Origin of the sequence: Streptomyces sp. Edi2 (assembly GCF_040253635.1) — a bacterium.
In the GTDB taxonomy this organism is placed as follows: Bacteria; Actinomycetota; Actinomycetes; order Streptomycetales; family Streptomycetaceae; genus Streptomyces.
In genome coordinates this window covers 8,628,838-8,654,633 of sequence record NZ_JBEJGX010000003.1, presented here as the reverse complement: position 1 = coordinate 8,654,633, position 25,796 = coordinate 8,628,838, and the positions used below count along the sequence as shown (strand labels likewise).

21 protein-coding genes and 1 pseudogene are annotated in these 25,796 nt (G+C 68.4%); 5 read left to right on the top strand and 17 right to left on the bottom strand.

Translation table 11 applies throughout. The features are described 5' to 3' along the window. Positions 1-57 precede the first annotated feature (57 nt). Positions 58-1,647 carry an FMN-binding glutamate synthase family protein gene (locus ABR737_RS41390; protein WP_350256293.1) on the bottom strand — a complete coding sequence of 530 codons (1,590 nt, stop codon included), beginning with the start codon at positions 1,645-1,647 and terminating at the stop codon, positions 58-60. Positions 1,648-1,842: 195 nt separating this feature from the next. Between ABR737_RS41390 and ABR737_RS41385 the strand changes: the two are divergent. Beyond that, a pseudogene (locus tag ABR737_RS41385) lies at positions 1,843-2,091 on the top strand (DUF488 family protein, N3 subclade); the annotation flags it as partial. A gap of 216 nt (positions 2,092-2,307) precedes the next feature. Here the strand turns inward: ABR737_RS41385 and ABR737_RS41380 are convergent. From ABR737_RS41380 to ABR737_RS41360, 5 genes are all read right to left on the bottom strand, one after another. Continuing rightward, positions 2,308-2,655 (bottom strand): DUF3040 domain-containing protein, encoded by a 348-nt coding sequence (locus ABR737_RS41380; RefSeq protein ID WP_350256292.1) that lies wholly within the window; start codon positions 2,653-2,655, stop codon positions 2,308-2,310. A 239-nt stretch (positions 2,656-2,894) separates the two neighbouring features. Beyond that, positions 2,895-3,380 (bottom strand): hypothetical protein, encoded by a 486-nt coding sequence (locus ABR737_RS41375; RefSeq protein WP_350256291.1) that lies wholly within the window; start codon positions 3,378-3,380, stop codon positions 2,895-2,897. Beyond that, on the bottom strand, positions 3,377-5,191 hold the full coding sequence (locus tag ABR737_RS41370) for a glycoside hydrolase family 15 protein (RefSeq protein WP_350256290.1): 1,815 nt from the start codon (positions 5,189-5,191) through the stop codon (positions 3,377-3,379). The genes ABR737_RS41375 and ABR737_RS41370 overlap by 4 nt, the downstream gene beginning before the upstream one ends. Beyond that, entirely contained in the window at positions 5,188-5,667 is a 480-nt protein-coding gene (locus ABR737_RS41365; protein ID WP_350256289.1) for a universal stress protein, read from the bottom strand. The genes ABR737_RS41370 and ABR737_RS41365 overlap by 4 nt, the downstream gene beginning before the upstream one ends. Positions 5,668-5,724: 57 nt before the next feature. Beyond that, positions 5,725-6,867: a PP2C family protein-serine/threonine phosphatase gene (locus ABR737_RS41360; protein ID WP_350256288.1), complete on the bottom strand. Its 1,143-nt coding sequence runs from the start codon at positions 6,865-6,867 to the stop codon at positions 5,725-5,727. A gap of 452 nt (positions 6,868-7,319) precedes the next feature. Here ABR737_RS41360 and ABR737_RS41355 point away from each other — a divergent pair, with 452 nt between their 5' ends. After that, entirely contained in the window at positions 7,320-7,823 is a 504-nt protein-coding gene (locus tag ABR737_RS41355; RefSeq protein WP_350256287.1) for a beta-class carbonic anhydrase, read from the top strand. Between the two features lie 97 nt (positions 7,824-7,920). Here the strand turns inward: ABR737_RS41355 and ABR737_RS41350 are convergent, their stop codons facing one another. The 3 genes from ABR737_RS41350 to ABR737_RS41340 form a co-directional block, all read right to left on the bottom strand. Next, a complete protein-coding gene (locus ABR737_RS41350; RefSeq protein WP_350256286.1) occupies positions 7,921-9,171 on the bottom strand; it encodes an NAD(P)/FAD-dependent oxidoreductase in 1,251 nt (416 codons plus the stop codon). 193 nt (positions 9,172-9,364) lie between these two features. After that, the gene (locus ABR737_RS41345; RefSeq protein WP_350256285.1) at positions 9,365-9,508 is read right to left on the bottom strand and encodes a hypothetical protein; all 144 of its coding nucleotides are present in this window, start codon (positions 9,506-9,508) and stop codon (positions 9,365-9,367) included. Between the two features lie 151 nt (positions 9,509-9,659). Further along, positions 9,660-10,136 (bottom strand): Rv1733c family protein, encoded by a 477-nt coding sequence (locus ABR737_RS41340; RefSeq protein WP_350256284.1) that lies wholly within the window; start codon positions 10,134-10,136, stop codon positions 9,660-9,662. Between the two features lie 422 nt (positions 10,137-10,558). Between ABR737_RS41340 and tal the strand changes: the two genes are divergently transcribed. Both tal and ABR737_RS41330 read left to right on the top strand, forming a co-directional pair. Beyond that, positions 10,559-11,686: a transaldolase gene (gene tal / locus ABR737_RS41335; protein ID WP_350256283.1), complete on the top strand. Its 1,128-nt coding sequence runs from the start codon at positions 10,559-10,561 to the stop codon at positions 11,684-11,686. Beyond that, positions 11,683-12,921 carry an NAD(P)/FAD-dependent oxidoreductase gene (locus ABR737_RS41330; protein ID WP_350256282.1) on the top strand — a complete coding sequence of 413 codons (1,239 nt, stop codon included), beginning with the start codon at positions 11,683-11,685 and terminating at the stop codon, positions 12,919-12,921. The genes tal and ABR737_RS41330 overlap by 4 nt, the downstream gene beginning before the upstream one ends. A gap of 545 nt (positions 12,922-13,466) precedes the next feature. On the opposite strand, the gene ABR737_RS41325 is transcribed toward ABR737_RS41330, so the two are convergent. Together ABR737_RS41325 and ctaD are read right to left on the bottom strand one after the other, a co-directional pair. Beyond that, the gene (locus tag ABR737_RS41325; RefSeq protein WP_350256281.1) at positions 13,467-15,281 is read right to left on the bottom strand and encodes an APC family permease; all 1,815 of its coding nucleotides are present in this window, start codon (positions 15,279-15,281) and stop codon (positions 13,467-13,469) included. Between the two features lie 156 nt (positions 15,282-15,437). Then, entirely contained in the window at positions 15,438-17,108 is a 1,671-nt protein-coding gene (ctaD, locus tag ABR737_RS41320) for an aa3-type cytochrome oxidase subunit I (protein WP_350257123.1), read from the bottom strand. A 469-nt stretch (positions 17,109-17,577) separates the two neighbouring features. On the opposite strand from ctaD, the gene ABR737_RS41315 reads away from it, so the two are divergent. Beyond that, positions 17,578-18,072: a universal stress protein gene (locus ABR737_RS41315; RefSeq protein ID WP_350256280.1), complete on the top strand. Its 495-nt coding sequence runs from the start codon at positions 17,578-17,580 to the stop codon at positions 18,070-18,072. 40 nt (positions 18,073-18,112) lie between these two features. Here ABR737_RS41315 and ABR737_RS41310 read toward each other — a convergent pair whose 3' ends face one another. From ABR737_RS41310 to gap, 6 genes are all read right to left on the bottom strand, one after another. Further along, positions 18,113-20,479, bottom strand: a complete 2,367-nt coding sequence (locus ABR737_RS41310; RefSeq protein WP_350256279.1) for a glycoside hydrolase family 65 protein — start codon at positions 20,477-20,479, stop codon at positions 18,113-18,115. Positions 20,480-20,720: 241 nt separating this feature from the next. Further along, positions 20,721-22,016: a dihydrolipoamide acetyltransferase family protein gene (locus ABR737_RS41305; protein WP_350256278.1), complete on the bottom strand. Its 1,296-nt coding sequence runs from the start codon at positions 22,014-22,016 to the stop codon at positions 20,721-20,723. Positions 22,017-22,025: 9 nt separating this feature from the next. Then, positions 22,026-23,042, bottom strand: a complete 1,017-nt coding sequence (locus ABR737_RS41300) for an alpha-ketoacid dehydrogenase subunit beta (RefSeq protein WP_350256277.1) — start codon at positions 23,040-23,042, stop codon at positions 22,026-22,028. A gap of 2 nt (positions 23,043-23,044) precedes the next feature. Continuing rightward, a complete protein-coding gene (gene pdhA / locus ABR737_RS41295; protein WP_350256276.1) occupies positions 23,045-24,148 on the bottom strand; it encodes a pyruvate dehydrogenase (acetyl-transferring) E1 component subunit alpha in 1,104 nt (367 codons plus the stop codon). Positions 24,149-24,188: 40 nt separating this feature from the next. Next, positions 24,189-24,638 (bottom strand): CBS domain-containing protein, encoded by a 450-nt coding sequence (locus ABR737_RS41290; RefSeq protein WP_350256275.1) that lies wholly within the window; start codon positions 24,636-24,638, stop codon positions 24,189-24,191. 14 nt (positions 24,639-24,652) lie between these two features. After that, a complete protein-coding gene (gap, locus tag ABR737_RS41285) occupies positions 24,653-25,717 on the bottom strand; it encodes a type I glyceraldehyde-3-phosphate dehydrogenase (protein WP_350256274.1) in 1,065 nt (354 codons plus the stop codon). Positions 25,718-25,796 lie beyond the last annotated feature (79 nt).

Genomic DNA, 25,796 nt, shown 5'->3' with positions numbered 1-25,796 from the left:
CACAAGCTCAGATCAACGCCGCGTGCACGACTCCAACCGGGCAGATGCAGCAACTGCTCAGGTGCGGAATGTATCCGGTGCGCAAGCGGCCCAATCGAGCGCCCAGTCCTCAGGAAGTCGATCGCCGGACATCAGCTGGCCGGGATCTAGCCAAGTGAACAGCTCGTCGTACGACGCGACGGCGTGCGGTGAGATCCGCCGGTAGAGCATACGAGGATGTAGCTGAGAGGGGTCCGTTGCGCCGAGCGCGGCCATGATCTCCATGGCGCTGTGCACCGTGGCCTGTTGGAAGCGCTGCACACGTAGGTACTTGTCCGGTACATAAAGCGCCTGTACCCGGTGGGGGTCTTGCGTGGCGACGCCCACGGGGCAGGTGTTGGTGTGACAGCGCTGCGACTGGATACAGCCGACCGCGAACATCATGGCCCGCGCCGCGTTGGTGTAGTCCGCGCCCTGGATCAGCCGTTTGACGATGTCCGCACCGGTGGCGACCTTGCCGCTCGCCCCGATGCGGATGCGGGCACGCAGCCCGGTGCCGACCAGCGCGTTGTGGACCGTGATAAGCCCTTCGGTCAGGGGTGTACCTACATGGTCGACGAATTCCAGCGGGGCGGCGCCGGTACCGCCCTCGGCGCCGTCTACGATGATGAAGTCTGGCGTGATGTCTTCGGCCAGCATTGCCTTGCATATTGCCAGCACTTCGCGGCGGCTGCCGACGCACAGTTTGAAGCCGACCGGCTTGCCGTCGGCCAGTTCGCGCATCCGGGCAAGGAACAGCACCAGTTCACGCGGAGTGGAGAAGACACGGTGATAGGGGGGTGAGATGACGGTGCGGCCCTCTTCCACCTCACGTACACGGGCGAGCTCCGCATTGACCTTTACCCCCGGTAGGACCCCGCCCGTTCCGGGCTTTGCGCCCTGCGAAAGCTTCAGGGAAACACAGCGGACGCTCTCCCATGCCGCCTTCCGGGCGAATTCCTCGGCGTCGAAATCTCCGCCCGGGGTGCGACAGCCGAAGTAACCCGTCCCCACTTCCCAGACCAGATCCCCGCCATAGCGGGTGTGGTATTCGGAGATGCCGCCCTCACCCGTATCATGTGCGAAATTCCCTGCGGCGGCGCCCCGGTTGAGAGCCAGGATTGCGTTGGCCGACAGAGAGCCGAAGCTCATCGCGGACACGTTCAGCAGCGCCATCTCGTATGGACGGCCGCATCCGGGCCCACCCACGGTCACCGTGACCGGGTTTTCGGGCACCCGGCAGGGCACGACGGAATGTGCGAAGTACTCGTAGCCGGGCTCGTACACCGACAGTTCGGTGCCGAACGGGTCCACGTCTGAGGTGCCCTTGGCGCGCTCATAGACCGTGGAGCGGGTGTCCCGGTCGAATGGGCGCCCGTCGTAATTCCGCTCGATGAAGTACTGCTGGAGCTCGGGCCGGACGTCCTCCATCCAATACCGAAGATGCCCGATGACTGGGTAATTACGCAGTACCGAGTGACGTTTTTGCGTGAGGTCGTATGTGCCGGTGCCTGCGAATGCGAGCAATGGGCCGGCCGCACACCACCACCACGGTGACACACTTACCGCGGCGCTCCCGGCGAGTATTGCTGCTAGCACCATGGCGAGCACTGCGACTCTGCGGCTCATAACGCCTCCCTACGTCGCGTGCAGTTATTCGGCGACCCTATTCCGTGTTGTTTCGCCGCCACCGAGTACGCCCGAGACTGAGCGAGCGTCCACGACCATGTCCACCGACGCACAGTCGTGACATTTCATCGGATCCGTCCTCCCGCCTTTGCCATGCAGGTCTATTTTATGCCGATATAAGCATTGCGAGGAGCAATGCTCTCGGGTAGGGGCCGAAGGCCGTACGTGTCGGTGCTGCACCGAAGGACCTCTGGAGAGATAGTGACGGTGGAGCGTTCGGACGCCGAGCCGGGTATCAGTGGTTGTCAGGAGGCGGCGAGGGCGAGCAGACCTCTCGTACACGTGCGCCGCGTCTACGAAGGTCCCTCGTTCCAGGACGGGACGCGGGTGCTCGTTGATCGCATCTGGCCGCGCAGGCTGGCCAAAGACGAGGCACGCCTTGATGAGTGGTGCAAGGAAGCGGCGCCCTCAACTGGCCTACGCAAGTGGTACGCGCATGCCCCGAGCGGTTCGAGGAGGTCGGGCACCGCTATCGGGCAGAGTAAGGGCCACGGAGGGCGCCGAAGCGCTGGAGCATCTCCGCGACCTGCCGAAAGAGCACAGCTGACGCTTCTATACCGACCGGCGATGTCCGCCCGTACGGCACAGGTGGTGGAGTCCTCAGCCCTGAGAATCACGGCAGCGGGCCTGGTGGGCCCGGCGGCCGAACGTGGCGCGGAGGTATGCCGTGAGCTTCGCCACTCCGACTGCGAGCGCCATGCCCCCGGCCCCTATCAGTACGGCCACACTCTGGGTCGCGCAGGCTGCGACGAGCAGCATCGCGGCCGCCGTCACAGCCGCGTAGGCCACAACGGCGCCGGCGTGGTGGCGCAGAGCAAGGGCGATCCGGTGGCGGATGGACCGGGAAGCGCCAAAGGTGCTCAGCAGCAGCGCGAGCTCAGGGTCCTGGGTCATGAAGTGCTTCTCGATCTGGGCTAGGACCTGCCGGTCATGCATGGGCAAAGTCATGGCCGCCTCCTTCCGGACCCCGCATGACATGCCACGCAGGCTCCGAAGCCGCCGGAAGCGGCGCAGGATGCGGACCGGTGGGCGCCGCTTCATGTGAATGTGCCTTGAGGACCCTTCCGCCTTCGCCCCGCATGGCAGGCTGCTTTGTGCGGGTTCTTGGTCCTGGTTCCACGCCACCCGGCCCGCGTACGGCCTGCCGGAGCACGCAGCAGGCCCCGCGCGGCGCCGGCCGGCGGTTCTCAGCCCGGCCAGGTGAGGAACCCCCCGACAATGGTGCCGTAAGCGAGGTGTGCGACGAGGGTGACGGCGGGTGTGCCAGGGCCGTAGTTGAGCATGAGAAAGCCAGGCGGTTCGAGCAGCGCGACATCGGGGGCGCTCGTCTGGGAGCTGCCCATGCGCGGGTGGACCAGGGGCAGCAGGACGTTGACCAGCGCGGTAGCAGCGAACAGACCGTGGACGAGGCCGAAGACGGTGCCCAGCCACCAACTGCTGTAACCGATGGCGAGGAAAACCCCGTAGTAGAGCAGGGCGAAGACCAGGCCGTTGACGAAGTGCGCACCGTAGCCGAGAGCCTTGGCGCGGGTCCGGTCGCTGGTGAAGGCGGTGCCGAGCAGGAACGGCAGATCGATGCGGGTGAGGTTGAAGGTGTTGGCCGCCCGCAGTCCAGTGGTCAAGACCAGCGTTCCGGCGAACCCGCCCGCCAGTGCGGCCCAGATGCTCATCATTTGGCCTCCCCAATCGCGCAGGCGGCGCTGATCAGGGCCAGGTGAGACAAGCCCTGAGGCAGGTTGCCGAGGAAGGCACCGGTCGCGGGGGCGATTTCCTCACTGTAGAGGCCGACGTCGTTGGCGAGGGCCACGAGCCGGTCCATCAGATGGGCGGCTTCGTCGGCGCGGCCGCACAGGGCCAGGGCTTCGGCGAGCCAGAACGAGCAGGCGAGGAAGGCGCCCTCGTCCCCGGGGAGGCCATCGGGGCCGAGGTAGCGGTTGACGTAGGGGCCGTCCTGCAAAGTCCGCTGGATCGCGGCGACCGTGCCGCCCATGCGCGGGTCGCCGGGCGGGCGGTAACCGTGGAGCAGGCCGAGGAGCAGGCCGGCGTCCAGGTCCTCGCTGCCTGCGGAGCGCACGTAACTGTTCAGATGCTCGCTGAAGCAGCGCGTTTCGACGAACTCGGCGATGGCCTGCCGTTCGTGCCGCCACCGGGCCGCGTGCCGGTCCGGGATCAGCCGTCGCTGAGCCAGGTCGAGAGCGCGGTCCAGGGCGTTCCAGCACATCATCTTGGACTGGGTGAAGTGTTCGGGGCCGCTGCGGACCTCCCAGACGCCCGCGTCCGGCCGCTGCCAGATGGTGCAGATGAAGTCGGCGGTCTCGGCCAGCCGGCGGGCGATGTCGGCGTCGAGCCGGTGGCCTGCGGCGCTGTACAACCAGGCGGTCTGCAGCAGTTCCCCGTAGGTGTCGAGCTGGAGCTGGTCAGCGGCGGCGTTGCCGACGCGCACGGGCGCCGAGCCCTGGTAGCCCGACAGGGGCAGGGTCCGCTCGGCTGCGCGGGTGCCACCGTCGAGGCGGTACAGGACGTGCAGGCGGGGGTGGGTGAGTTGGGAGGCGTGCATCAGCCACCAGAAGTAGCTGGTTGCTTCCGGTGCGCAGCCCAGCTGGAGGAAGGCGTCCAGGGTGAAGGCGGAGTCGCGGATCCAGCTGAAGCGGTAGTCCCAGTTGCGTTCCCCGCCGAGTTCCTCGGGCAGTGAGCAGGTCGCGGCGGCGGCGACCGCGCCGGAGGGGGCAAAGACCAGGAGCTTGAGGGCGAGGGCGCTGCGCAGCACAGCGTCGTGCCACGGCCCGGTGTAGGTGCGGTGCTCCGCCCACTGCCGCCAGGTGGCGACGGTGTGGTCCAGGCGGGCCTCGCACTCGGCGCGGGTGGGTAGGACCAGCGGCTCTTGGTGCGCGTAGGGCAACGCGACCAGGGCGCGGGTGTCGGCATCGGACCGGAAGTGGGCGGTGATGGCATCGGCTGTGCACTGCGGCTCGCCCGCGTTCCAGGCGCAGACCGCGACGGCATCGGGGCCGCAGATGGCCACCGGTACGCCCGCACGGCGCGCCAGGTGCGGAACGTGGGCGCCGTAGCCGAAGCGCGGCTCGATGCTCCAGCGCATCGGGACGCTGCCCGCCAGGCCCTCGATCCGCCGGACCAGCTCCCGTCCGGGCGCCAGCGAGGCGGTGTCGGGCAGGGTCAGCGCGTCGGTCACCCGGACCGTGCCGCCTGCGGTGACGAACGTCGTCTCCAGCACGTTCGTGCCGGGAAGATAGCGGCGTGCTGCGGTGTACGGCACGTCGGGCCGCAAGAGAAATCTGCCGCCGCGGACATGGTCGAGAACGGCAGCGAACGGGGTCGGCGAGTCCAAGTCAGGCCAGCTCAGCCAGTCCACCGCTCCGTCGCGGGCGATGAGCGCGACACAGCGGCCGTCCCCGATCACCGCATAGTCCCGCAGCGCCGCGTAGCCGCCCACCCGTGCGGGTGCGGCGGCAAGGGAGTCGTTCACGACGGCCGGCCCGGCTGCCCGCCGGGCACGACGACGACCGGGAGATGGGCGTGATGCACGACCTCAGTGCTGGTGGAGCCCAGGGTGAGGCGCCCCCATGCGCCCGAGCCCCGGCTGCCGACCACCAGGAGGCAGGCGTCTTCGCTCGCGTCCAGCAGGACCTGCGACGGGCGGCCCGCCTCGACTCTGATGTCGACCTCCACCGGCGCGCCGCCGACCTGCTCCTGGGCCTCCTCCAGCGCCTTGGTAACCGCCTCCAACGTGGTATCGCGCAGCTGGGTGTCCAGATCGTGGAAACCGGAGGCAGTAGGCCACTGGAAACCGCCGTACCTGATGGTGAAGTCGTACGCGCATATGGCGCGGAGCCCGGTCCCGCGCAGTTGTGACTCTTGAAGGGCAAAGCGTACGGCCGGCCCGGAGGCGGGAGAGCCGTCGGTGCCGACCACGATCGGTGCGGGAGGGGCGGCGTTCGTCATTGCGGATACCTCCGAGCCATGTCGTGTGATGTGCTGCCCTTACGGGGAAGCACCTGTTCAGTCAGCCCTGCGGACGACGAGCGCGGTGATGTCGTCCCGCTGTTCGCCTGCGGTGTGGCGGCTGAGGTCTTCGGTCAGGTGACCGGCGACTTCCCAGGGGGAGATACCCGCCCATGCCTGTAGGCGCTCTTCGAGGGGATAGAAGGCGCCGGTGATGCTGCGGGCCTCGGTCACGCCGTCGCTGCAGCTGATGAGGGTGGCGCCCGGCGGGAAGGGGAACCAGGCAACGGTCCTGGGTTTGGGAGAGAGGTCCGCGAGACCGAGTGGTACGCCTGGGTCGCCGAGCTGCACAGGCGTGACCGGCCCGGCTTCCAGCAGGTAGGGCGGAGGATGGCCGCAGTTGACGGCCTGCGTCTCAGTCGAGGTGTCGATACCCAGGATGAGAGCGGTGACGAATCGCTCCGGTTCGCCGGTCTGCTGAGCGAAGGCGTTGTGCCGGACCACGGCCTGTTCCAGGGCGTCCACGAGCGCGGTGAGCGTGGGCTCACGCAGGGCGGCCTCGCGGAAGGCTCCGAGCGCGGCGAAGGCGGCTCCGAGCGCGGGCAGGCCCTTGCCCTGGACATCGCCGACGAGCAGCCGCGTGCCGTACGGGGAGTCCACCACCTCGTAGAGGTCTCCTCCGACCAGCCTGTCCGCCTCCACCGGCAGGTACACGCCGTCGACGATCACCCGGTCGGTGAGGATCGGCAGGGGCCGCAGCATCTGCCGTTGGAGGGCGACAGCCGTGGACCGGACCCGCAGCAGCTCCCGCTCCCGACGGACCCTCCAGTGGCAGGTCACCACGCACAGCAGGCCGAGAACGAAGGCCAGCACGATGACGATCGCGAAGTCGTACGACGAGGGAAGCGGCCGGTAGAGCAGAACTGCGGTGATCACTATCAGCACCCAGCCCACCGCATAGACGGTCTGGCGCACGGTGCCGACCGCGGCCGGGAACGCGGGAAGCAGGATCAGCAGGGGGATGAGCCGCACGGTGCGGTCATCGATCATCAGCTCCAGCAGCACGATCGGTACGGTCGCTGCGACCACATAGACCATCGGCGCCCTGACGACGGCTCTGAGAGATGACTCGGCACCGCTCTCGGCGCGCGACGGCAGTGGCGCGCCGGGCGCACGGGCCGCCACACGCCGACGAATCACCTTTTCAGCCTCCCGCGGTCCACCCGGCGCCGCAAAACGACGGGCTTCGTGTCGCCCGCCAAGGAGAATTGCTGCTGCTCAGCGCTGGTGCCGAGCGTCCGGACGCTCGGGACACACGGTTGCGAATCTGGCGGCTCCGGATTGGATTGAGCTGTGCGGCTGCGTACGCCCGTCGGTCGAGGAGACGTCTCGCGGCACGCTCCTCTCACTGCCTTGCCCGGCCCGGGGGGGGGGTGGCGGTGCCCGCCCGGAGATGGCGCCGTCCGCATTCGGAGCGACCATCGAAGTGAGGGACGTAGTTCTCGCCCAGACTGCTGCGCGGCCTGGCACAGGCCACGTGCCAGTGCCGGCACAGCCGTCCGCACCGGGCAGGGGGCTTGCGAAACCGGAGGACCCTGCGTCCACAGCGCCCATCCGTGCCAAGACAGACCACTGTGGGAAGGCGGCAAAGGATGTCGGTCACCGAGCAGTATCTCGCGAACAATCGAGCCTATGCCTCTCGTTTCACCGGCCCACTTCCGATGGAACCCTCCCAGCATGTCGCCGTTGTGGCCTGCATGGATGCGCGACTGAACATCTACGCCGTCCTCGGTCTGAAGGAAGGCGAGGCCAGCGTGATCCGCAATGCAGGCGGAGTGGTCACCGACGACGTCATCCGATCGCTGGCGGTGAGCCAGCAGTTGCTGGGAACGAACGAGATCATCCTCATCCACCACACTGACTGCCGGATGCTGGCCTACCCCGGCTACACGCTCAAAGAGCCGATCCGCAGCGAGGACGGTCTCCGGCCCCTCTGGCCGGTGGAATCCTTCCACGACGTAACAGCCGACGTACAACGGTCCATCAGCCGCATCAAGTCGAGTACCTTCCTCCCCCACCGCGAATCCGTGCGTGGGTTCGTTCTCGATGTCGCCACAGGGCAGCTTGAAGAGGTCGAACCAATACGCCGCCGGTGAGCCGCGAGCCGACCGCAGCCGACGGCTGTCTGATCGCCTCTCATCGGATCGAGGTACCGGGCCGGCAGGAAAGGCTGTACCGATACGACCTTGTTGATCAACCCGTCCCGTCGGGGCGCCCGAGAAGGTGCGTCAGGGGCACGGCGGCATCGGCGAGTTCCTTTGCGTCGACTGCTCGGCCAGAGGTGACAAGGTCGCGGATCGGGTCGGTGACGTCCCAGACGTTGACGTTCATCCCGGCCAGGACGCGGCCCTCGGCGAGCCAGAAGGCGATGAATTCGCGGGTGTCCCTCCGGCCGCGGAAGACCACTTGGTCGTAGCCGCCAGGCTCGACGTAGCCGGTGTACTCCATGCCCAGGTCGTACTGGTCGGTGAAGAAGTACGGAACGCGGTCGTACGTGACGTCCTGGCCGAGCATCGCCTTTGCCGCGACTTGCGGCTGGTTGACGGCGTTGGCCCAGTGCTCGACACGGATGTGCTTGCCGAGCAAGGGGTGGAAGGCGTTGGCGACGTCCCCGGCGGCGGAGATGTCCAGGTGCGAGCTGCGCAGGTGGGCGTCGACGCGGATGCCGTTGTCGACCTCCAAGCCGGCAGCGTCGGCGAGCTGGGTGTTGGGGGTGATGCCGACCCCGACAATGACGGCGTCGGCAGCGACGCGGCTGCCGTCGGCCAGCAGCACACCGTTCGCCCGGCTGCCGTTCCCCGTGATCTCGGCGACCTGGACACCGCAGCGCAGTTCGACCCCGTGATCGGTGTGCAGGTCGGCAAAGATCTGGGAGACCTCGCGGCCCAGCACACGCAGCAGCGGCAGCTCCGCCATCTCCAGCACAGTGACCTCCACGCCCGCCGCGCGGGCGGCGGCCGCTGTCTCCAGCCCGATCCAGCCGGCACCGATCACCACGATGCGGGACGCGGACTCGAAGGAATCCTTGATGCGGTCGCTGTCGATGAGACTGCGCAGGTAGTGGACGTTGCCGAGGTCGGCTCCGGGTACTGGCAGTCGGCGAGGTGAAGAGCCGGTGGTCAAGAGTAGCTTCGCGTAGTCGATGCGGCCGCCGTCAGCGAGCGTCACCTCATGGGCGCGCGGGTCGATCGCGGTGACGGTGGCGCCCAGCCGCAGGTCGATGTCCTGCTCGGCGTACCACTGGGAAGGATGGACGTAGACGGTGTCACGTTCGTCCTTGCCCAGCAGGTAGCCCTTCGAGAGCGGCGGGCGTTCGTAGGGGCGCTCAGCTTCATCTCCGAGCAGCACGATCGGGCCGTCGAAGCCCTCTTCCCGGAGGGTCTGGGCTGCCTTCGCGCCGGCCAGGCTGGCTCCGACGATCACGAATGCGTTGTTCGCGGCCATGCTCTCTCCTCTGCTGCGTTGGCTCGGCCCGCAGGCGGATAGTGATCCGCTCCCTGCCGTCGTTGCACGTGGCCAGGCCATCGTCCTCGATAGTCCGGCGCTGTTAGCGGTTGATTTGTTCCCCGGTGTGTCTGCCGACCGGTAGTCGCCGAAGACTGGGGCACTGGGGACCGTTCGACGGCGGCGGCCTGCGTCAGGCAGCGGTGCGTTTGGTGTGGAGTTCGGCCTCCAGTTGCTCGAACAGCTCGTTGCCGACGGCGGTGAACTTGGCGAAGCCCTCGTCCTCCCGCCAGAGGAGGCGGCCCAAGGCATGGCATACGGGTGCGTGTGCCCTCACGGCAGGACGAACCGCCCGGGTACAACGGGTTCAGACAGCAGCGGTTCTCCTCATCCTCAAGTTCACCTGCAAAGCTGCCCACCCTCGATCTGGGTGAAGTTCCCGGAAGTCGCCACCTTTTCCAGAGCGAGGACCATGCGGGCGACACGCCCTATCGCGCCAGGAGGCCGACCCCAGCGGACGCTCCGATGCCGCCGATGACGGCGTAAGCCGTGGACTGTGCGGCGGTCGGCGGTTGCGGCACGAGCCGTGAGGCGTGGTCAGCCCACACGGTGGTACGCGTTCCGGCCTTCTGTCCTGGTGCGACATGTGCCGTACCGGTGTGTGTCGAACCATCGGGTGCCTTCCAGCGGACCGGCGCCTGAACCAACGGAACCTTGCCGTCCCCAGCTGACCCGTCGGGCAGGCTCGATCCGTCCTGCTGCACCACCGCCATGATGCGGTGGATGCTGGCACGCTGATGGGCTGCGTAGTCCTGGAGGGCCGCGCACGTGGCGATGCCCGCTGCCGGGGCGGCGATCGACAGCACGAGCAGGGCCGGCAGCGCGGCCCACGCCTCCACGATGTCCGAACGCCGTTTGAGCGGATTGCGCCGCCGCCTCCACAGACTGGCCGGCATCGAAGGCATGACTGCACCCCTTCGAGGCACGAGTGCCGTACCACCATTCGCTCGCGCCGCGCCTGGGGCCAGAGACGCATGGTCGGGCGGCTAACCGGCCACGGAGCAACGCCAGGAGCATGGAGAGTCGAGCCGTATCCAGAACCTGGACGGGATACCACCACCGGTAGCGCTTCGTTTTGTGCCAGTAGTCGCCAGCCCCTGCTTCGGCGCTGAACTTCGATGCCCTGGCCGCGGCAGCCGTCGCGTCTGTGATGGGTTCCTGGCCCACCAGTGGCGGCCGGGCTCGCCCCCGCCCAACCTGGTGGGAGGTGTGGTCTCGATGAGGCGGCAGGCCCCGTCACTGGCGTGGCGTGGCACCGGCCGAAGCCGGTTTGAGCAAAGATCCCCTGCGCAGTCTCGGCCGCACGGCGGAGAGGAGCGGCAGTGCCATGAATCCGTTGTCCGCACTGAGTGAAGCGGGAGTGTCGGTCTGGCTCGACGATCTGAGCCGGGAGAGACTGGTGTCCGGGAGCCTTCGAGAACTGGTGGAGCGTGACCATGTGGTGGGCGTGACCACCAATCCGACGATCTTCGCCAAGGCGATCACGCACGGTGACGCATACGACGGGCAGATCGGCGACCTGGCGGCCCGCGGAGTTGGGGTCGGTGAGGCGCTGCGAGCGCTGACCACGTTCGACGTGCGGTGGGCGTGCGACGTGCTGCGCCCGGTCTACGAGGCGACGGACGGCGTCGACGGACGGGTCTCGATCGAGGTCGACCCGAGGCTCGCGCATGACACGGCGGCCACGATCGCGGAGGCGCGGGCACTGTGGTGGCTGGTCGACCGGCCCAACCTGTTCATCAAGATTCCGGCCGCCCGGCAGGGCCTGGGAGCGATTGCCGCGTGCCTGGCCGAGGGGATCAGCGTCAACGTCACGCTGATCTTCTCCCTGTCGCGGTACGACCAGGTCATGGATGCCTTCCTCGACGGGATGGAAGGGGCCCGCGCCGCGGGCCGGGAGCTGTCCGCGATCGGATCGGTGGCCTCGTTCTTCGTCTCGCGCGTCGATACCGAGGTCGACGCGCGGCTGGACAAGGCGGGCAGCTCGCGGGCGGCCGGTCTGCGCGGACGTGCGGCGATCGCCAATGCCCGTCTGGCCTACCAGCACTACGAGCGGGTGTTCTCCTCGCCGCGGTGGAAGGCGCTGCAGGGCGCCGGCGCGCGACCGCAGCGACCGCTGTGGGCCTCGACGTCCGCCAAGGATCCCGCCTACCTGGACACGCGCTATGTCGTCGAGTTGGTGGCGCCGGGCGTGGTGAACACCATGCCCGAGGCCACCTTGCGCGCGGTCGCGGACCACGGGCAGGTGCCCGCCGACTCGGTACGCTCCGGCTACGGCGAGGCCCAACGGGTACTCGACGGGCTGCGGGCGGCCGGCGTGGACTACGACGACGTCGTACAGACCCTTGAGGACGAGGGCGTGGAGAAGTTCGACGCCAGTTGGGAGAAGCTCGCCGACCAGCTCTCGGTCACTCTCAACAGCGCGCGTCCGCCGCAGACCAGGGACTCATCATGACTGACAACAGCGCGTATGTGATTGTCGGAGCCAGTCTGGCCGGGGCCAAGGCCGCGCAGGCGCTGCGAGAGGAGGGCTTCGACGGCACGCTGATCCTGATCGGTGAGGAGAGCGAACGGCCGTATGAGCGGCCGCCGCTGTCAAAGGGCTACCTGATGGGCAAGGACGCCCGGGAGCAGATCTACGTCCACCCGCCCCAGTGGTACGCCGAGCACCACGTCGACCTGCGCCTGGGGACGGCGGTCACCAGACTCGACCCGGCCCCGCACGAGGTGACGCTCGCGGACGGCAGTCGACTGGAGTACGCCGAGTTGTTGCTGGCCACCGGCTCCTCACCGCGCCGTCTGTCAGTGCCGGGTGCCGATTTGGACGGGGTGCTGTATCTGCGCACGGTCCAGGACAGCGACCGGATCAAGGACGCTTTCTCCTCCGCCTCACGGGTGGCGGTCGTCGGGGCCGGCTGGATCGGCCTGGAGACCGCTGCCGCGGCCCGCGCCGCCGGTGTGGAAGTCACCGTGCTGGAGATGGCCGAGTTGCCGTTGCTGCGTGTCCTTGGCCGCGAGGTCGCCCAGGTCTTCGCGGACCTGCACCGCGACCACGGGGTGACTCTGCGGTTCGGCGTACAGGTCGCCGAACTGACCGGCAGCGCGGGTACCGTCGACGGCGTGCTGCTGTCCGACGGCACCCGCATCGACGCGGACGCGGTCATCGTCGGCATCGGTATCGTCCCCAACACCGGCCTTGCCCAAGCCGCGGGCCTTCAGGTCGACAACGGCATTCTCACCGACGAGCGGCTGCGCACTTCCACACCGGGCGTCTACGCCGCGGGCGACGTCGCCAATGCTTTCCACCCCCTGCTGAACCGGCGCATCCGCGTGGAGCACTGGGCCAACGCGCGGCATCAGCCACAGACCGCCGCCAGGGCGATGCTGGGCCGGGAGGCGTCCTACGACCGGGTGCCGTACTTCTTCTCCGATCAGTACGACCTGGGCATGGAATACGCCGGATACGCCGAGCCCGGCGGATACGACCAGGTCGTCTTCCGAGGCGATGCCGGCGCCCGTGAGTTCATCGCGTTCTGGCTCGAACGTGGCCGGGTGCTGGCGGGCATGAACGTCAACATCTGGGACGTCACCGAGCCGATCCAGGCCCTCGTCCGCTCCGGCCAGCAGGTTGACATCAGCAAACTCGCCGACCCGCAGGTACCCATCGAATCGCTCCTGCCAGAATGCTGAGCAGCACCCCACGAGCAAGAGCCGGTGTCCTGCCCACCGTGGCGGTCACTGACGATGTCGCCCGCGCACGCCATGCCGAAGAACGGCAGACTCGGTGCTCGCACAGGGAGAAGAACCGAGCGCAGCCCGCTTGGTCCACGCCGCGCAAGCAGCGATCACCGAAACACCTGGTCACCGACACGGTCCACGAGTGGCTGGAGCAACTCGCGCCCCGCGGGGAGGTGGAGATCGTCACGGAGGCGGGACGCCCGGCGCAGGTCCTGCCGAAGGCGCGCAAGGATGCCTGCCTGCTGGTGATCGACACACATGGTTCGGGCCTCTGGGGGCGCGCCTTGTCCTCGGGTCGACCAGCACCGAGGTCGTGCACCACGCACACCTGCCCGTCATCGTGCCAACCGCCTCCAACGCCTCCCCCCTCATGCTTCCGGCGGACGGCTGCGGACCCGGCAGGCTGAGCCGCGCTCTTGCGTTATTGCTGTCGCAGCAGGTAGCCCTGGTGACCTGTCCTTGGCGCCGACTGGAGTCGCGGTGCGCTGAACACGGGTTCAGCGGGCCAGACGGTAGGGGAGCATGCATACGACGACGTCGGTGTGGGTGATCAGAGCGGTCGCGAGCAGGGTGCCGCGCTGGTTCTGCAGGATCTGGTAGCGGCGGCTTCTCGGTTCGACCTGGGGGATGAGGACGGCGACTTGCCGGCCGTCGGCTCTGGCCCGCCGGACGTAGTCGACGACGGGGTGCACCAAGGAGCGGTGGGGACTGTCGACGATGTCGAGCCGGATGCCGGGCTTCCAGCGTTCCCAGGTCTGCCGCAGGGCGTCAGCAGCACCGGGGTCGGAGTGGACGGCCAGGGCGACAACCTCGTCGCCCAGTGCGAGCGCTGCTGTGATCGCGCGTTCGGCGAGTTTGCTGACCTCGCCCAGGGGGACGATGACCAGGCTGGCGGCCTGGTGTGGCCGGGCGGGAATGCGGCCGAGCCCGAGTTCGGCACCGACGGCGGTGTAGTAGCGCTGAATCCTGGCGAACAACAGCATCAGCAGTGGGATGGCCAGGACGACGATCCAGGCGCCGGCCAGGAACTTGGTGGTGAGCAGGACCACCCCCGCCACAGCGGTCAGCACGGCCCCGACGGCGTTGAGCAGTGCCCTGGAAACCCATCCGGCGGGACGCTGCCTGGCCCAGTGCCGCACCATCCCCACCTGGCTGATCGTGAAGCCCGTGAACACCCCGATCGCGAACAACGGGATCAGACGCTCGATGTCGGCGTTCACCGCGATGAGCAGGCCCCCGGCCAGCAGGGCCAGGGCGACCACACCGTACCGGTGAACGGGCCGCTCCGCGCGCAGGCCGAACAGATGCGGCAACCGGTTGTCTCCCGAGAGCAGGCTCATCAGGACCGGCAGGCCGCCGAAGCTGGTGTTCGCGGCCAGGCCGAGGACGAGGGCGACGATCAGGTTGGTGGCGTAGTACGCCCAGCCGGTGCCATAGGCCCCGGCGGTCACCTGGGCCAGGACCGTCACACCACCGCGCGGAGCCACGTGATCGCGGCGGATCAGGACCGCCAGGCCGACCAGCATCGCCCCGAGGAGGGCGCCGAGCATCAACTCGGTGCGCTGCGCCCGTTTCACCCGCGGCTTGCGGAACATCGGCACGCCGTTGGCGATGGCCTCCACCCCGGTCAGCGCCGAGCACCCGGCCGCGAAAGCCTTCAACAGCAGCAGGACACCGAGCGTCTGACTGGCATGAACGGGCTGGCCGGTGCCCACCGTGGCGGCCGGGTGCGAGCGCAGCAGTCCCGCCGCGATGACACCGAACATGCTCACGAGGAAGAGCACGGCGGGAAGCATCAGCACCCGTGCGCTCTCGGCGATCCCGCGCAGGTTCACGGCGGTCAGCAGGATCAGTCCGGTCAAGCACACGGCGAGCAGGTGAGGGGCGAGCACCGGAAAGGCCGACGCGAGCGAGGCCGCACCGGCGACGAGGCTGACGGCGACGCTGAGCACGTAGTCGATGACGAGGCTCGCGGCCCCCAGCAGGCTGGACCGCACGCCGAGGCTTTCCTTGGCCACCGCGTACGCGCCACCGCCATCCGGATGGACGGCGATCACCTGACCGTAGGAGATGACGAGCACCACCAGCAGTCCGGTGATGACCAGGGTCACCGGCAGTACCGCAGTCACAGCCCCGGTCCCGGCCGCGGCCAGGACCACCACGATCGCCTGTGGCCCGTAGGCCACCGAGCTGAGCGCGTCCAGCGCCAACGCGGCCAGCCCCTCCAGGCTGGTCAAACGGAATTTGCTGCCCTCGCCATGACGCAGCGGCACCTTCGGCCGCACCTTGCGGGGAGCCAGCCCGAACGCCACAGCAGCCTCACTTCCCCACGCTCCGCTTCCACACCAGTGTGTCGAGGCGCTGCGATCGCGGTGCCGTAACCCGCCGGACGGATACAGCGCGCGGCGTGCTCAATGCCCGATCGGCGGAGCGCGAGCATCGGCGTGGGTATCGGCGTCAGGCCGGCTTCACCCTTCGTGCCCGCCCTTGCCGTACTCGCGACGTGCCTGCACCGGGTGAGCCGCCCTGAATTGTTCTGCCTCCCTCGCAGCGATATCCGGATGGTGCAGGTCGAACGCGGGGCACTCGGAACGGATGCGGGGGAGGGTGAGGAAGTTGTGCCGGGGCGGCGGGCACGACGTCGCCCATTCAAGAGATCGGCCATAGCCCCACGGATCGTCGACCTCGACCTTCTTGCCGTAGTTGGCTGTCTTCCACACGTTGTAGAAGAACGGCAGCATCGACAGGCCGAGCAGGAATGAGCTGATGGTGGAGACGGTGTTCAGCGTGGTGAACCCGTCCGTTGCCAGGTAGTCCGCGTAACGGCGCGGCATCCCCTCCGCACCCAGCCAGTGCTGGACGAGAAAGGTGCCATGAAAACCGGTGAACAGCATCCAGAAGGTCATCTTGCCCAGCCGCTCATCGAGCATCTTGCCCGTCATCTTCGGCCACCAGAAATGGAACCCCGAGAACATGGCAAAGACGACAGTGCCGAAGACGACGTAGTGGAAGTGAGCGACGACGAAGTACGAGTCCGTGACGTGGAAATCCATCGGTGGCGAGGCCAGCACAACACCGGTCAGACCCCCGAAGAGAAACGTGACCATGAAACCCGACGCCCACAACATCGGCGTCTCGAAACTCAGCGACCCCTTCCACATGGTGCCGATCCAGTTGAAGAACTTCACGCCGGTCGGGGCCGCGATGAGGTAGGACATGAAGGAGAAGAACGGCAGTAGGACACCGCCGGTGGCGAACATGTGATGCGCCCACACTGTCGCCGAAAGACCGGCGATCGCGATGGTCGCGCCGATCAGACCCACGTACCCGAAGATCGGCTTGCGGCTGAAGACCGGGATGACCTCGGTGACGATGCCGAAGAACGGCAACGCGATGATGTACACCTCCGGGTGTCCGAAGAACCAGAACAAGTGCTGCCACAGCAGTGGTCCGCCGTTGGCGGCTTCAAAGACATGGGCACCGAATTTCCGGTCTGCCTCCAGACACAGCAGGGCCGCGGCCAGCACGGGGAATGCCAGGAGCACCAACACCGCGGTGAGCAGGACGTTCCAGGTGAAGATCGGCACGCGGAACATGGTCATGCCTGGAGCGCGCATGCAGACGATCGTGGTGATGAAGTTGACAGAGCCGAGGATCGTGCCGAAGCCGGAGAAGGCCAGACCCATGATCCACAGGTCGCCGCCGATGCCCGGCGAGTGGACCATGTTGTTGAGCGGGGCGTAGGCGAACCAGCCGAAGTCGGCCGCACCCTGCGGGGTGAGGAAACCGCCGACCGCGATCAGCGAGCCGAACAGGTACAGCCAGTAGGCGAACGCGTTCAGCCGCGGGAAGGCCACGTCGGGGGCGCCGATCTGCAGCGGCATGATCCAGTTCGTGAAGCCCGCGAACAGCGGTGTCGCGAACATCAACAGCATGATCGTGCCGTGCATCGTGAAGAGCTGGTTGAACTGCTCGTTCGACATGATCTGCAGACCCGGGCGGGCCAGTTCTGCGCGCATGAGGAGCGCCATGACGCCGCCGATGATGAAGAACGCGAACGACGTGATGAGGTACAGCGAGCCGATCGTCTTGTGGTCGGTGGTGGTCAGCCAGGACACCACCATCTTCCCGCCCGGCAGGCGCTCGGGACGGTGCCGGGCGCCGGATACGGCCGTTCCGGTACTGCCCGTCGTTGTCACTGGGACCTCCTGCGGTTACGCGTGTGCATGGCAGCCAGCATGGCGTCACCTCCAGAGAAATTGCGGCATTCCTCCGCTCAGGGGTGTTATGCATCCTTGGCTGTCTCCGGACACCCGGTGTTGGGCCGTGGGAATCACGCGGAGAGAAGCCGGATGCCGAGAAACAGAAGTGCCACCGCCTTGACGAACTCGAATGCCACGCAGTCCAGTGGGCGTGGAGCCGGGCCAGCTGTTCGATGAGATTCAATGGCAGTCACAACGTGGCGGACAGCGCCGTGTGACGCCGGCTGGCCGAGGCCGGAATCAGAACCGGTAACGGAGGAAGAGATCGGGGTACCCGTTTCCCGACGCTGGTCGGACTGTTGCCCAACAGGGCCGGTCGTCATCGTCTGCCTTGGAGGGATTTTCGATGACCGATACTCCCGCGCACGTCCCGGCCGGCCCGATCGTAGTCGGCACGGACGGCTCCCCGCACGCCCTCCAAGCCGTGCTCTTCGCCCTGCGTGAAGCACAGCTGCGCGGCACCGGCCTGCGCGCGGTCTGCGCTTACGACTACACCCCAGCTCGCTACACGGGCTATGGATGGATGACCGTGCCGGAGGGCGACGGCAGCCTGTACGAAGAGCTCCACGATGTGGCCCGGCAGGCGGTGACCGACACGGTCGACGAACTGCGGGAGCAGCTCGGCGGCCCCCGTGTGGAGGTGGAGATCGTCACGGAGGCGGGACGCCCGGCGCAGGTTCTGCTGGACGCGAGCAAGAATGCCTGTCTGCTGGTGGTCGGCAGTCGCGGTTCGGGCCTCTGGGGTCGCCTCGCGCTCGGGTCGACCAGCACCGAGGTCGTGCACCACGCGCACCTGCCCGTCGTTGTCGTGCCAGCCGGTTCCAGCTGCGCCGCTTCCTGACGCGTACGGCGAACCCGGAGCCGATCGGGCATGTCAGATGTCATTCGCTGCGGCCCGCCGCCCAACTGCGGCGTGCTGGGGCGCGGCCGGGAGGCTGTTGTGGTTCCGGCAGATCGGGTGCGGCGGGTACCGGTCCGCTGCAAGGGGCGTCCTTGGTCACCGTCAACGGGCTGCCGTGGTGGTGGATCTCGAGTTCGGCGCCCTCCAGCAGGGTGTAAGTGGCCTGTTGGTGGGTGATGTCCACGCGCACACAGCGCCGGCGGAACTGCACGGTGAAAGACAGTCGGCTGAGCTGCTCGGGCAGTCGCGGGGCGAAGGACAGCAGGTCCGCGTGGTGTCGCATCCCGCCGAAGCCCGCCACCAGCGCCGTCCAGGTCCCTGCCAGTGCGGCGATGTGGAGGCCGTCGCGTGTGTTGCGTTCCAGGTTGTCGAGGTCCATCAGGGACGCCTCGCCGAGGTAGTCGTATGCCAGGTTCAGTCGGCCGACCTCTGCTGCGATCACGGCCTGGCTGCCAGCGGACAGCGAGGAGTCCCGCACGGTGAGCGGTTCGTAGTAGGCGAAGTTGCGGGCCTTGTGCTCCTCGGTGAACGCGTCGCCGCGCAGGTGCATGGCCAGGACCAGGTCAGCCTGCTTGATCACCTGTTTGCGGTACAGGTCGAAGTACGGGTAGTGCAGCAGCAGCGGGTAGCTCTCCGGCGGGGTGCCGGCGAAGTCCCACACCTGGTGGGAGGTGAAGCCGGCGGACTGCTCGTGCACGCCGAGTACCTCGTTGAACGGCAGCACGATCCGCTGGGCGGCATCCCGCCAGGCCGCGGTCTCCTCATCGGCCACGCCGAGTGAGGCGGCCAGGTCAGGGTGGCGTTCGGCCGCGTCGGCCGCCGCGCGCAGGTTCTGCTGGGCCATCACGTTGGTGTAGACGTTGTCGTCGGCGATCGCGCTGTACTCGTCGGGCCCGGTGACGCCGTCCAGGTGGAACGCCCCGTGCTGGTCGTGGTGGCCGAGTGAGCGCCACAGCCGGGCGGTGTGGACCAACAGCTCCAGCCCCGCCTCCTGTTCGAAGACCAGGTCGCCGGTAGCGGCGGTGTACCGCACCACCGCGTCCGCGATGTCCGCGTTGATATGGAACGCCGCAGTGCCGGCGGGCCAGTAGGCGGAGCACTCGTCGCCGTCGACGGTCCGCCACGGAAACGCGGCCCCCGCCAGGCCGAGCTGACGGGCCCGCTCCAGCGCGGCGGGAAGCGTGGTGTGCCGCCAGCGCAAGGCCGGCCCCACCGCGTGCGGCGCGGTGTAGGTGAGCATCGGCAGCACATACGTCTCGGTGTCCCAGAAGCAGTGGCCGTTGTAGCCCGGGCCGGTCAGCCCCTTGGCTGGGATGGCCCGTTCCTCGGCGCGGGCGGCTGCCTGCAGCACGTGGAACAGTCCGAACCGGACGGCCTGCTGTATCTCGGTGTCGCCCTCCAACTCGACGTCCGCCCGGGCCCAGAAGGCGTCCAGGTACCTGCGCTGTTCGGCGAGCAGGCCCTCCCAGCCGGTGTCGGCCGCCCCGGCCAGCGCGGCGTCGACCTGGTCGCGTACCGCGGGCAGTGATCTGGTACCCGACCAGCCGTAGGCGATTGTCTTCTGCACCCGAAGCCGCTGGCCCGGCCGCAACAGCGAGGTCACGGTCAGCCGGCTGAGATCCCGGCTGCTCTCGGTGTCGGTGGTGGCGCCCTGTGGGCCCGCGATGAGATGGTCGGCGGCCGCCACCACGCGCAGTCCGCTACGGGCCGTGCGGTGCACCAGACGAAGCCTGGTGCCCTGCGCGATGTCCTCCTCGGCGCGCAGGACAGAGTCCAGGGCGGCCGAGACCCGGGGATCGCCTGCCGGTTCCGGAAGCTGCTCGTTGGCGACCAACTCGGACTGGAGCACGATCCGCACCTCCTCGTCCACCGCCTCCACCTCGTAGGCGATCGCGGCGATGGCCCGCTGGGTGAGCGAGACCAGCCGGGTCGAGCGGATCCGCACCGTGCAACCCGACGGGGCCGACCACTCGACCGTGCGGCGCAGTACCCCGGCGCGGAAGTCCAGCACCCGCTGGTGGCGGTGCAGCCGGCCGTAGCGCAGGTCGAACGGCTCGTCGTCCACCAGCAGCCGCATCACCTTGCCGTTGGTCACGTTGATGATCGTCTGGCCGGACTCCGGATATCCGTAGGCGGCTTCCGAGTACGGCAGCGGACGGAACTCGAACACGCCGTTGAGATAGGCCCCCGGCACTCCATGCGGCTCGCCCTCGTCCAGATTGCCGCGCCAGCCGATGTGGCCGTTGGACAGTGCGAACACCGACTCGCTCTGCGCCAGCACGTCCAGATCGAGCTCGGACTCGCGCAGACACCACGGTTCCACGATGTACGAAGGATGGCTGATCATGTCGAGCCTCCGACAATTGGTGACGGTCGAGGACGTTGGAGCCGTGGTCCTGACTGTTGCTGGTCTGTTCCGGGGGCTCTCGTGCTGCGGGGTGATCCGGCGGCAGGGCTCGGCTAGCGTCGGCCGGCTCGGCACCGGCGGAATGATGCCGGGCCGCTCGGCGTGGGGCCAATCTCGCGGAGGGCAAAGTCCTCAAGATCCGGCGCCGTCCGGACGTGCGGGCAGGCAGCGTCATCATCAGCTACACCACGATGCCCAGGGGGTGTTCGAGGAGTGTTTTGAGGTCGGCGAGGAATGTGGCTGCGATGGCGCCGTCCAGGACGCGGTGGTCGATGGACAGGGTCAGCGCCATGGAGGTGCCGATGGCGAGTTCGCCGTCGCGGATGACGGGCTGGGTTTGCGCGGCGCCGACGGCGAGGATCGCGGCCTGGGGCGGGTTGATGACGGCAGTGAAGTGGTCGACGCCGTAGGCGCCCAGGTTGCTGATGGTGAAGGTGCCGCCGCTAAGGTCCTGCAAGGCTAGGTGGCCGGCGCGAGCGTTGTCGGCCAGGGCGTGGGCTTCGCGGGCGATCTGGGTCAGGGTCTTGCGGTCGGCGTCGTGTACCACCGGAACGGTCAGTCCCTCTTCGAGGGCGACGGCGATGCCGATGTGGATGCGACGGTGGCGCAGGATGCGGGTGCTGTCCCAGGAGGAGTTGGCCTGCGGGTGGGTGCGCAGCGTTGTCGCGCACGCTTTGACGAGCAGGTCGGTGACGCTGATGCGGGGGCCAGGTTCGCCGAGTTGCGCATTGATGTCGGCGCGGAACGTGAGCAGCGGTTCGGCGTCGATGACGGTGGTCAGATAGAAGTGGGGGGCCTGCTGCGTGCTCTGGGTCAGGCGCTGTGCGGTGAGGCGGCGGATGGTACTCAGTGGCACTTCCTCGACGTCCTCGGCCTCCTCGGCGGGAATCGGGTGCGCCCTGGCGAGTCCGGCGGGCTGTGCGGGGCCGGGTGCGGTGGGGGGCCGGATGACGCCTGGTTGTCCGCCGTGCCGGGTGATGGCGTCATCCACGTCCGCGCGGACGATACGGCCGCCGGGGCCACTGCCGGTGAGGGCGGTGATGTCGATGCCGTGCTGGCGGGCCAGTGTGCGGGCCAGTGGGGAGGTACGCACCTCATGCTCGTCCCCGCGGGCGGGTGTGGGCTGCTCCACGGCGGCGGGGATGGTCGGAACGGGCTCGGTTGGCCTGGTGGGCGGTGCCGGGGCAGGTGCGGCCGTCTGCCGGGCTTGTTCAGGGGCGGCCTGATCCGGCGCGGCCTGGGGTTCGGTTCCGATGACGGCGAGAGGGGTTCCGATGGGCACGGTGGTGCCTTCGGCGACGAGAATGCGGCTCAGGGGCCCTTCGTCGTATGCCTCCAGTTCCATCACGGCCTTGTCGGTTTCGATCTCGGCGATGGCATCGCCCTTGTGGACCGGGGCGCCCTCGTGGGTGAGCCATCGGCTCAGGGTGCCTTCCTCCATGGTGTCGGACAGGCGGGGCATGAGGACTTCGGGCATCGCGGCCTCCTAACCGCCTGCGGGTGTCGTCGAGTGGGCGGTGAAACCGGTGGCGTCGAGGGTTTCGTAGATCACCCGGGCCAGGGCCGCCGCGTCGGGCAGGGCGGCGGTCTCCAGCTGTTTGGCGTACGGCAGGGGGACCTCGGCGGCGGCAACGCGGCGGACGGGCGCGTCGAGGCGGTCGAAGGCCCCCTCGGCGATGGTCGCCGCGATCTCGGCGCCGACGCCGTAGCTGAGCCAGTCGTCCTCGAGGATGACGGCGCGGGTGGTCTTGCGCACCGAGGCGCACACGGTCTGCCGGTCCAGTGGGCGCAGGCTGCGCAGGTCGACGACCTCGACCGAGATGCCCTCCGTCTCGAGGCGGTGGGCGACGTCCAGGGCGATCGCGGCGGCGCGCGAGTAGGCGACGACGGTGAGGTCCCGGCCGGGTTTGGTGATCTGCGCGGTGCCGATGGGTACGGCGTGCTCGCCGTCGGGGATCTCGCCCTTGGTGTTGTACAGCGCGAGGTTCTCCAGCACGAGCACCGGGTCGTCGTCGCGGATGGCGGCGGTCAGCAGCCCTTTGGCGTCTGCCGGGCTGGCCGGAGCGACGACCTTGAGGCCGGGCACGTGGGCGTAGAAGACCTCCAGGTTCTGCGAGTGGGTGGCGGCCAGTTGCTGCCCGCCGCCCCCGGGGGTGCGAATCACCATCGGCACCGAGACCTGGCCGCCGAACATGGCGTGCATCTTGGCGGCGTGGTTCACGATCTGGTCGATAGCCAGCAGGCTGAAGTTGATGGTCATGATCTCCACGACCGGCCGCAGGCCGAGCATGGCCGCCCCGATCGCGGCGCCGACGAATCCCTCCTCGCAGATCGGTGTGTCGCGTACCCGGCGCGGGCCGAACTCGTCCAGCAGCCCGGCGGTGATCTTGTAGGAGCCTTCGAAGACGCCGATCTCCTCACCGATCAGCAGGATGTTCGCGTCCCGCAGCATCTCCGCCCGCAGCGTGTCGTGCAGTGCCTGGCGGTAGGTGACGGCGGCCACGGCTACTCCTTCCCTGGGTGGTCGGCGAAGAGCCCGGCGCCGGCCGGGCTGTCTCCCGGCAGGCCGAAGTGGGTGTTGGCGACCTCGGTGGCGTACACGTGGTCGAACAGGGTGGCGACGTCCGGGGGCGGGCTGGCATCGGCGAAGTCGACGGCGGCGGTGACCGCCTGGCCACATTCCTCGTCGATGCGGTCCACCGCCGCCTGATCGAGGATGTGGTCCTCGATCAGGCGGGCCCGGAAGGCGGGCAGCGGGTCCTGCTCACGCAGCCGCTCGGTCTCCTGCGCCGAGCGGTAGCGGGCCGGGTCGACCACGGAGTGGCCGCGCAGCCGGTGACTGACGGCCTCCAGCAGCCGGGGCCGGTGCTCGGTGCGTGCCTGCTCCAGAGCAGTCTGCGCGGCGTCGCGGACCGCGATCACGTCGTTTCCGTCGACCCGCGCGCCGGGGATCCGGTAGGCGCAGCCGCGCCGGTAGAGCGCGGGCTCCCCGGAGGCGGCCTCGACCGGGGTGCCCATGCCGAGGTGATTGTTGACGATGACGTAGACGATGGGCAGGCGCCATACGGCCGCGAGGTTGAGTGACTCGTGGAAGGCGCCGATGTTGGTGGTGCCGTCGCCCAGCAGGCACATCACGGCCTCGCTGCCGGGGCCGGGCGCGCCACGGTGGGCGATCGCAAGCGCGGCTCCGGTCGCCGGGGGCATCTGGCCGCCGACGATCCCGTAGCCGCCGAGCATCCGCAGCCCGCCGTCGAATAGGTGCATAGAGCCGCCGCGCCCGCCGGACAGGCCCGTGGCGCGGCCGAACAGTTCGGCCATCACCTTGCCGGGGTCGGCTCCGCGAGCGAGCGCATAGCCGTGGTCGCGGTAGGTGGTGAACAGGTAGTCGGTCGGCCGCAGTGCGGTCATCAGGCCGACGACGGTGGCCTCCTCGCCCAGGTTGAGGTGGCAGTAGCCGCCGATCTTCGCCCGGGTGTACATCTCCGCGGCCCGCAGTTCGAACTGCCGGATCAGGGCCATCTGCTGGTAGTAGCCCCGCAGCGCCGCCGGGTCCTCACTCGCCGGGGATGTCAAGGTGTGTGGCTGGGTAGGGTCCTGCGTCGGGTCCATGGCGGTGTCTCCTGCTGTCTGGGCCTGTTGCCGCGGTGCGTCAGCTGCCGGGGGGCGGTACCTGCGGCAGGAACCGGTGTTGGCCGGCGTCGCAGGTGGGACAGCGCGGCGGCGGGTGCGGGCCGCGCTCGGTCTGCCCGCAGACTTGGCAGGCCCATTCGGTGGTGAGCAGCGCGATCACGTCGGACCGGCTGACGATGCCGACGAGGCGCTGTCCGGCCAGTACCGGGACGCGTCGGATACGGCGCTCGACCAGCAGGTGGTGTACCTGCTCGACGTCGGTGTCCTCGGTAGCGGTGATGACCTCGCGGGTCATCACCTCGCGGGCGGTGGCTCCCTCGCCGGCGAGCAGGTCGTATTCGCTGACCAGGCCGACCACCGCGCCGGCGATGTCCAAGACCGGCACGGCACTGATCCGGTGTCCGCGCAGCACTGCGGCGATGTCGGCCACCAGGCTGTCCTCGGCTACGGTGACCACCCGGGTGGTCATGATCTCTCTGACCTTCACCGCGTTCCCTTCCGGGTAGGTGCGGCCGGTCCGCTCGACCGCGCCGGGGCGTTTCCCCGCGGTCGAGAGATGCCGAGCGCGGAGAGCGCCTCACGGACCATCTGGTGCATAAAGCCCCACTCGTTGTCGTACCAGGCCATGATCTTGACCAGGGTGCCGTCCACGACCCGGGTCATCGCCGCGTCGATGATCGAGGCCCGGGGGTCGCCGATGATGTCGCTGGAGACAATCGGCTCGTCACAGACGCCGAGGATGCCGCGGTAGCGGTCGGTGGTGGCCTCCGCACGGAAGTGGTCGTTCACTTCCTCGGGCGATGTCGGGCGGGCGGTGACCAACACGATGTCGGCGATCGACCCGACCGGGATCGGGATCCGGAGGGCCACGCCGTCGAAGCGGCCGGTCAGCTCCGGGAGTGCCTTGGTGGTCGCGAGCGCGGCGCCGGTGGAGGCGGGAAGCATGTTGGCGGCTCCGGCCCGGCCGCGCCGGAAGTCCTTGCTGGGTCCGTCGATGAGCTGCTGGGTGGAGGTGTAGGCGTGGATGGTGGTCATCACGGCCCGCTCCACGCCGATTCTGCGGTCCATCACTTCCACCACGGGGGTGATGCAGTTGGTCGTGCAACTCGCGCAGGAGATGACCTGCCGCCCGGCCGGGGCAGTGTTCACGCCGTGGACCACGGTGGCCATCGTCTCGGTACGGGCGGGCGCTGAGAGGATCACGAATCGTGCGCCCGCGGACAGGTGCCGGGCCAGTTCCTCCTCGCGCCGAAAGGCACCCGTGCACTCCAGGACGAGGTCGATGCCCAGTTCGTGCCACGGCAGCTCGGCCGGGTCGCGTCGGCTGTACAGCGGGACGGTGTGTCCGTCGACGACCAGCGCGTCACCGGCAGCGGTGACGGACTTTCCATAGCGTCCGTAGACGGTGTCGTGGGTGAGAAGGTAGGCCAGGTTCTCGGCGGGGACCAGGTCGTTGACCGCGGCCACCTCAACCCCGTCGACGTCGTGAAGAATCTTGAACGCGGCCCGCCCGATACGTCCGAGACCGTTGATCGCGATCTTCGCCATCCGGAGTTCCCTTCCCATCATTTCCGGGCAAATGCGGACGAGACCCTTGACCCGTCCTATCACCCCTCCGCTCCGCGCG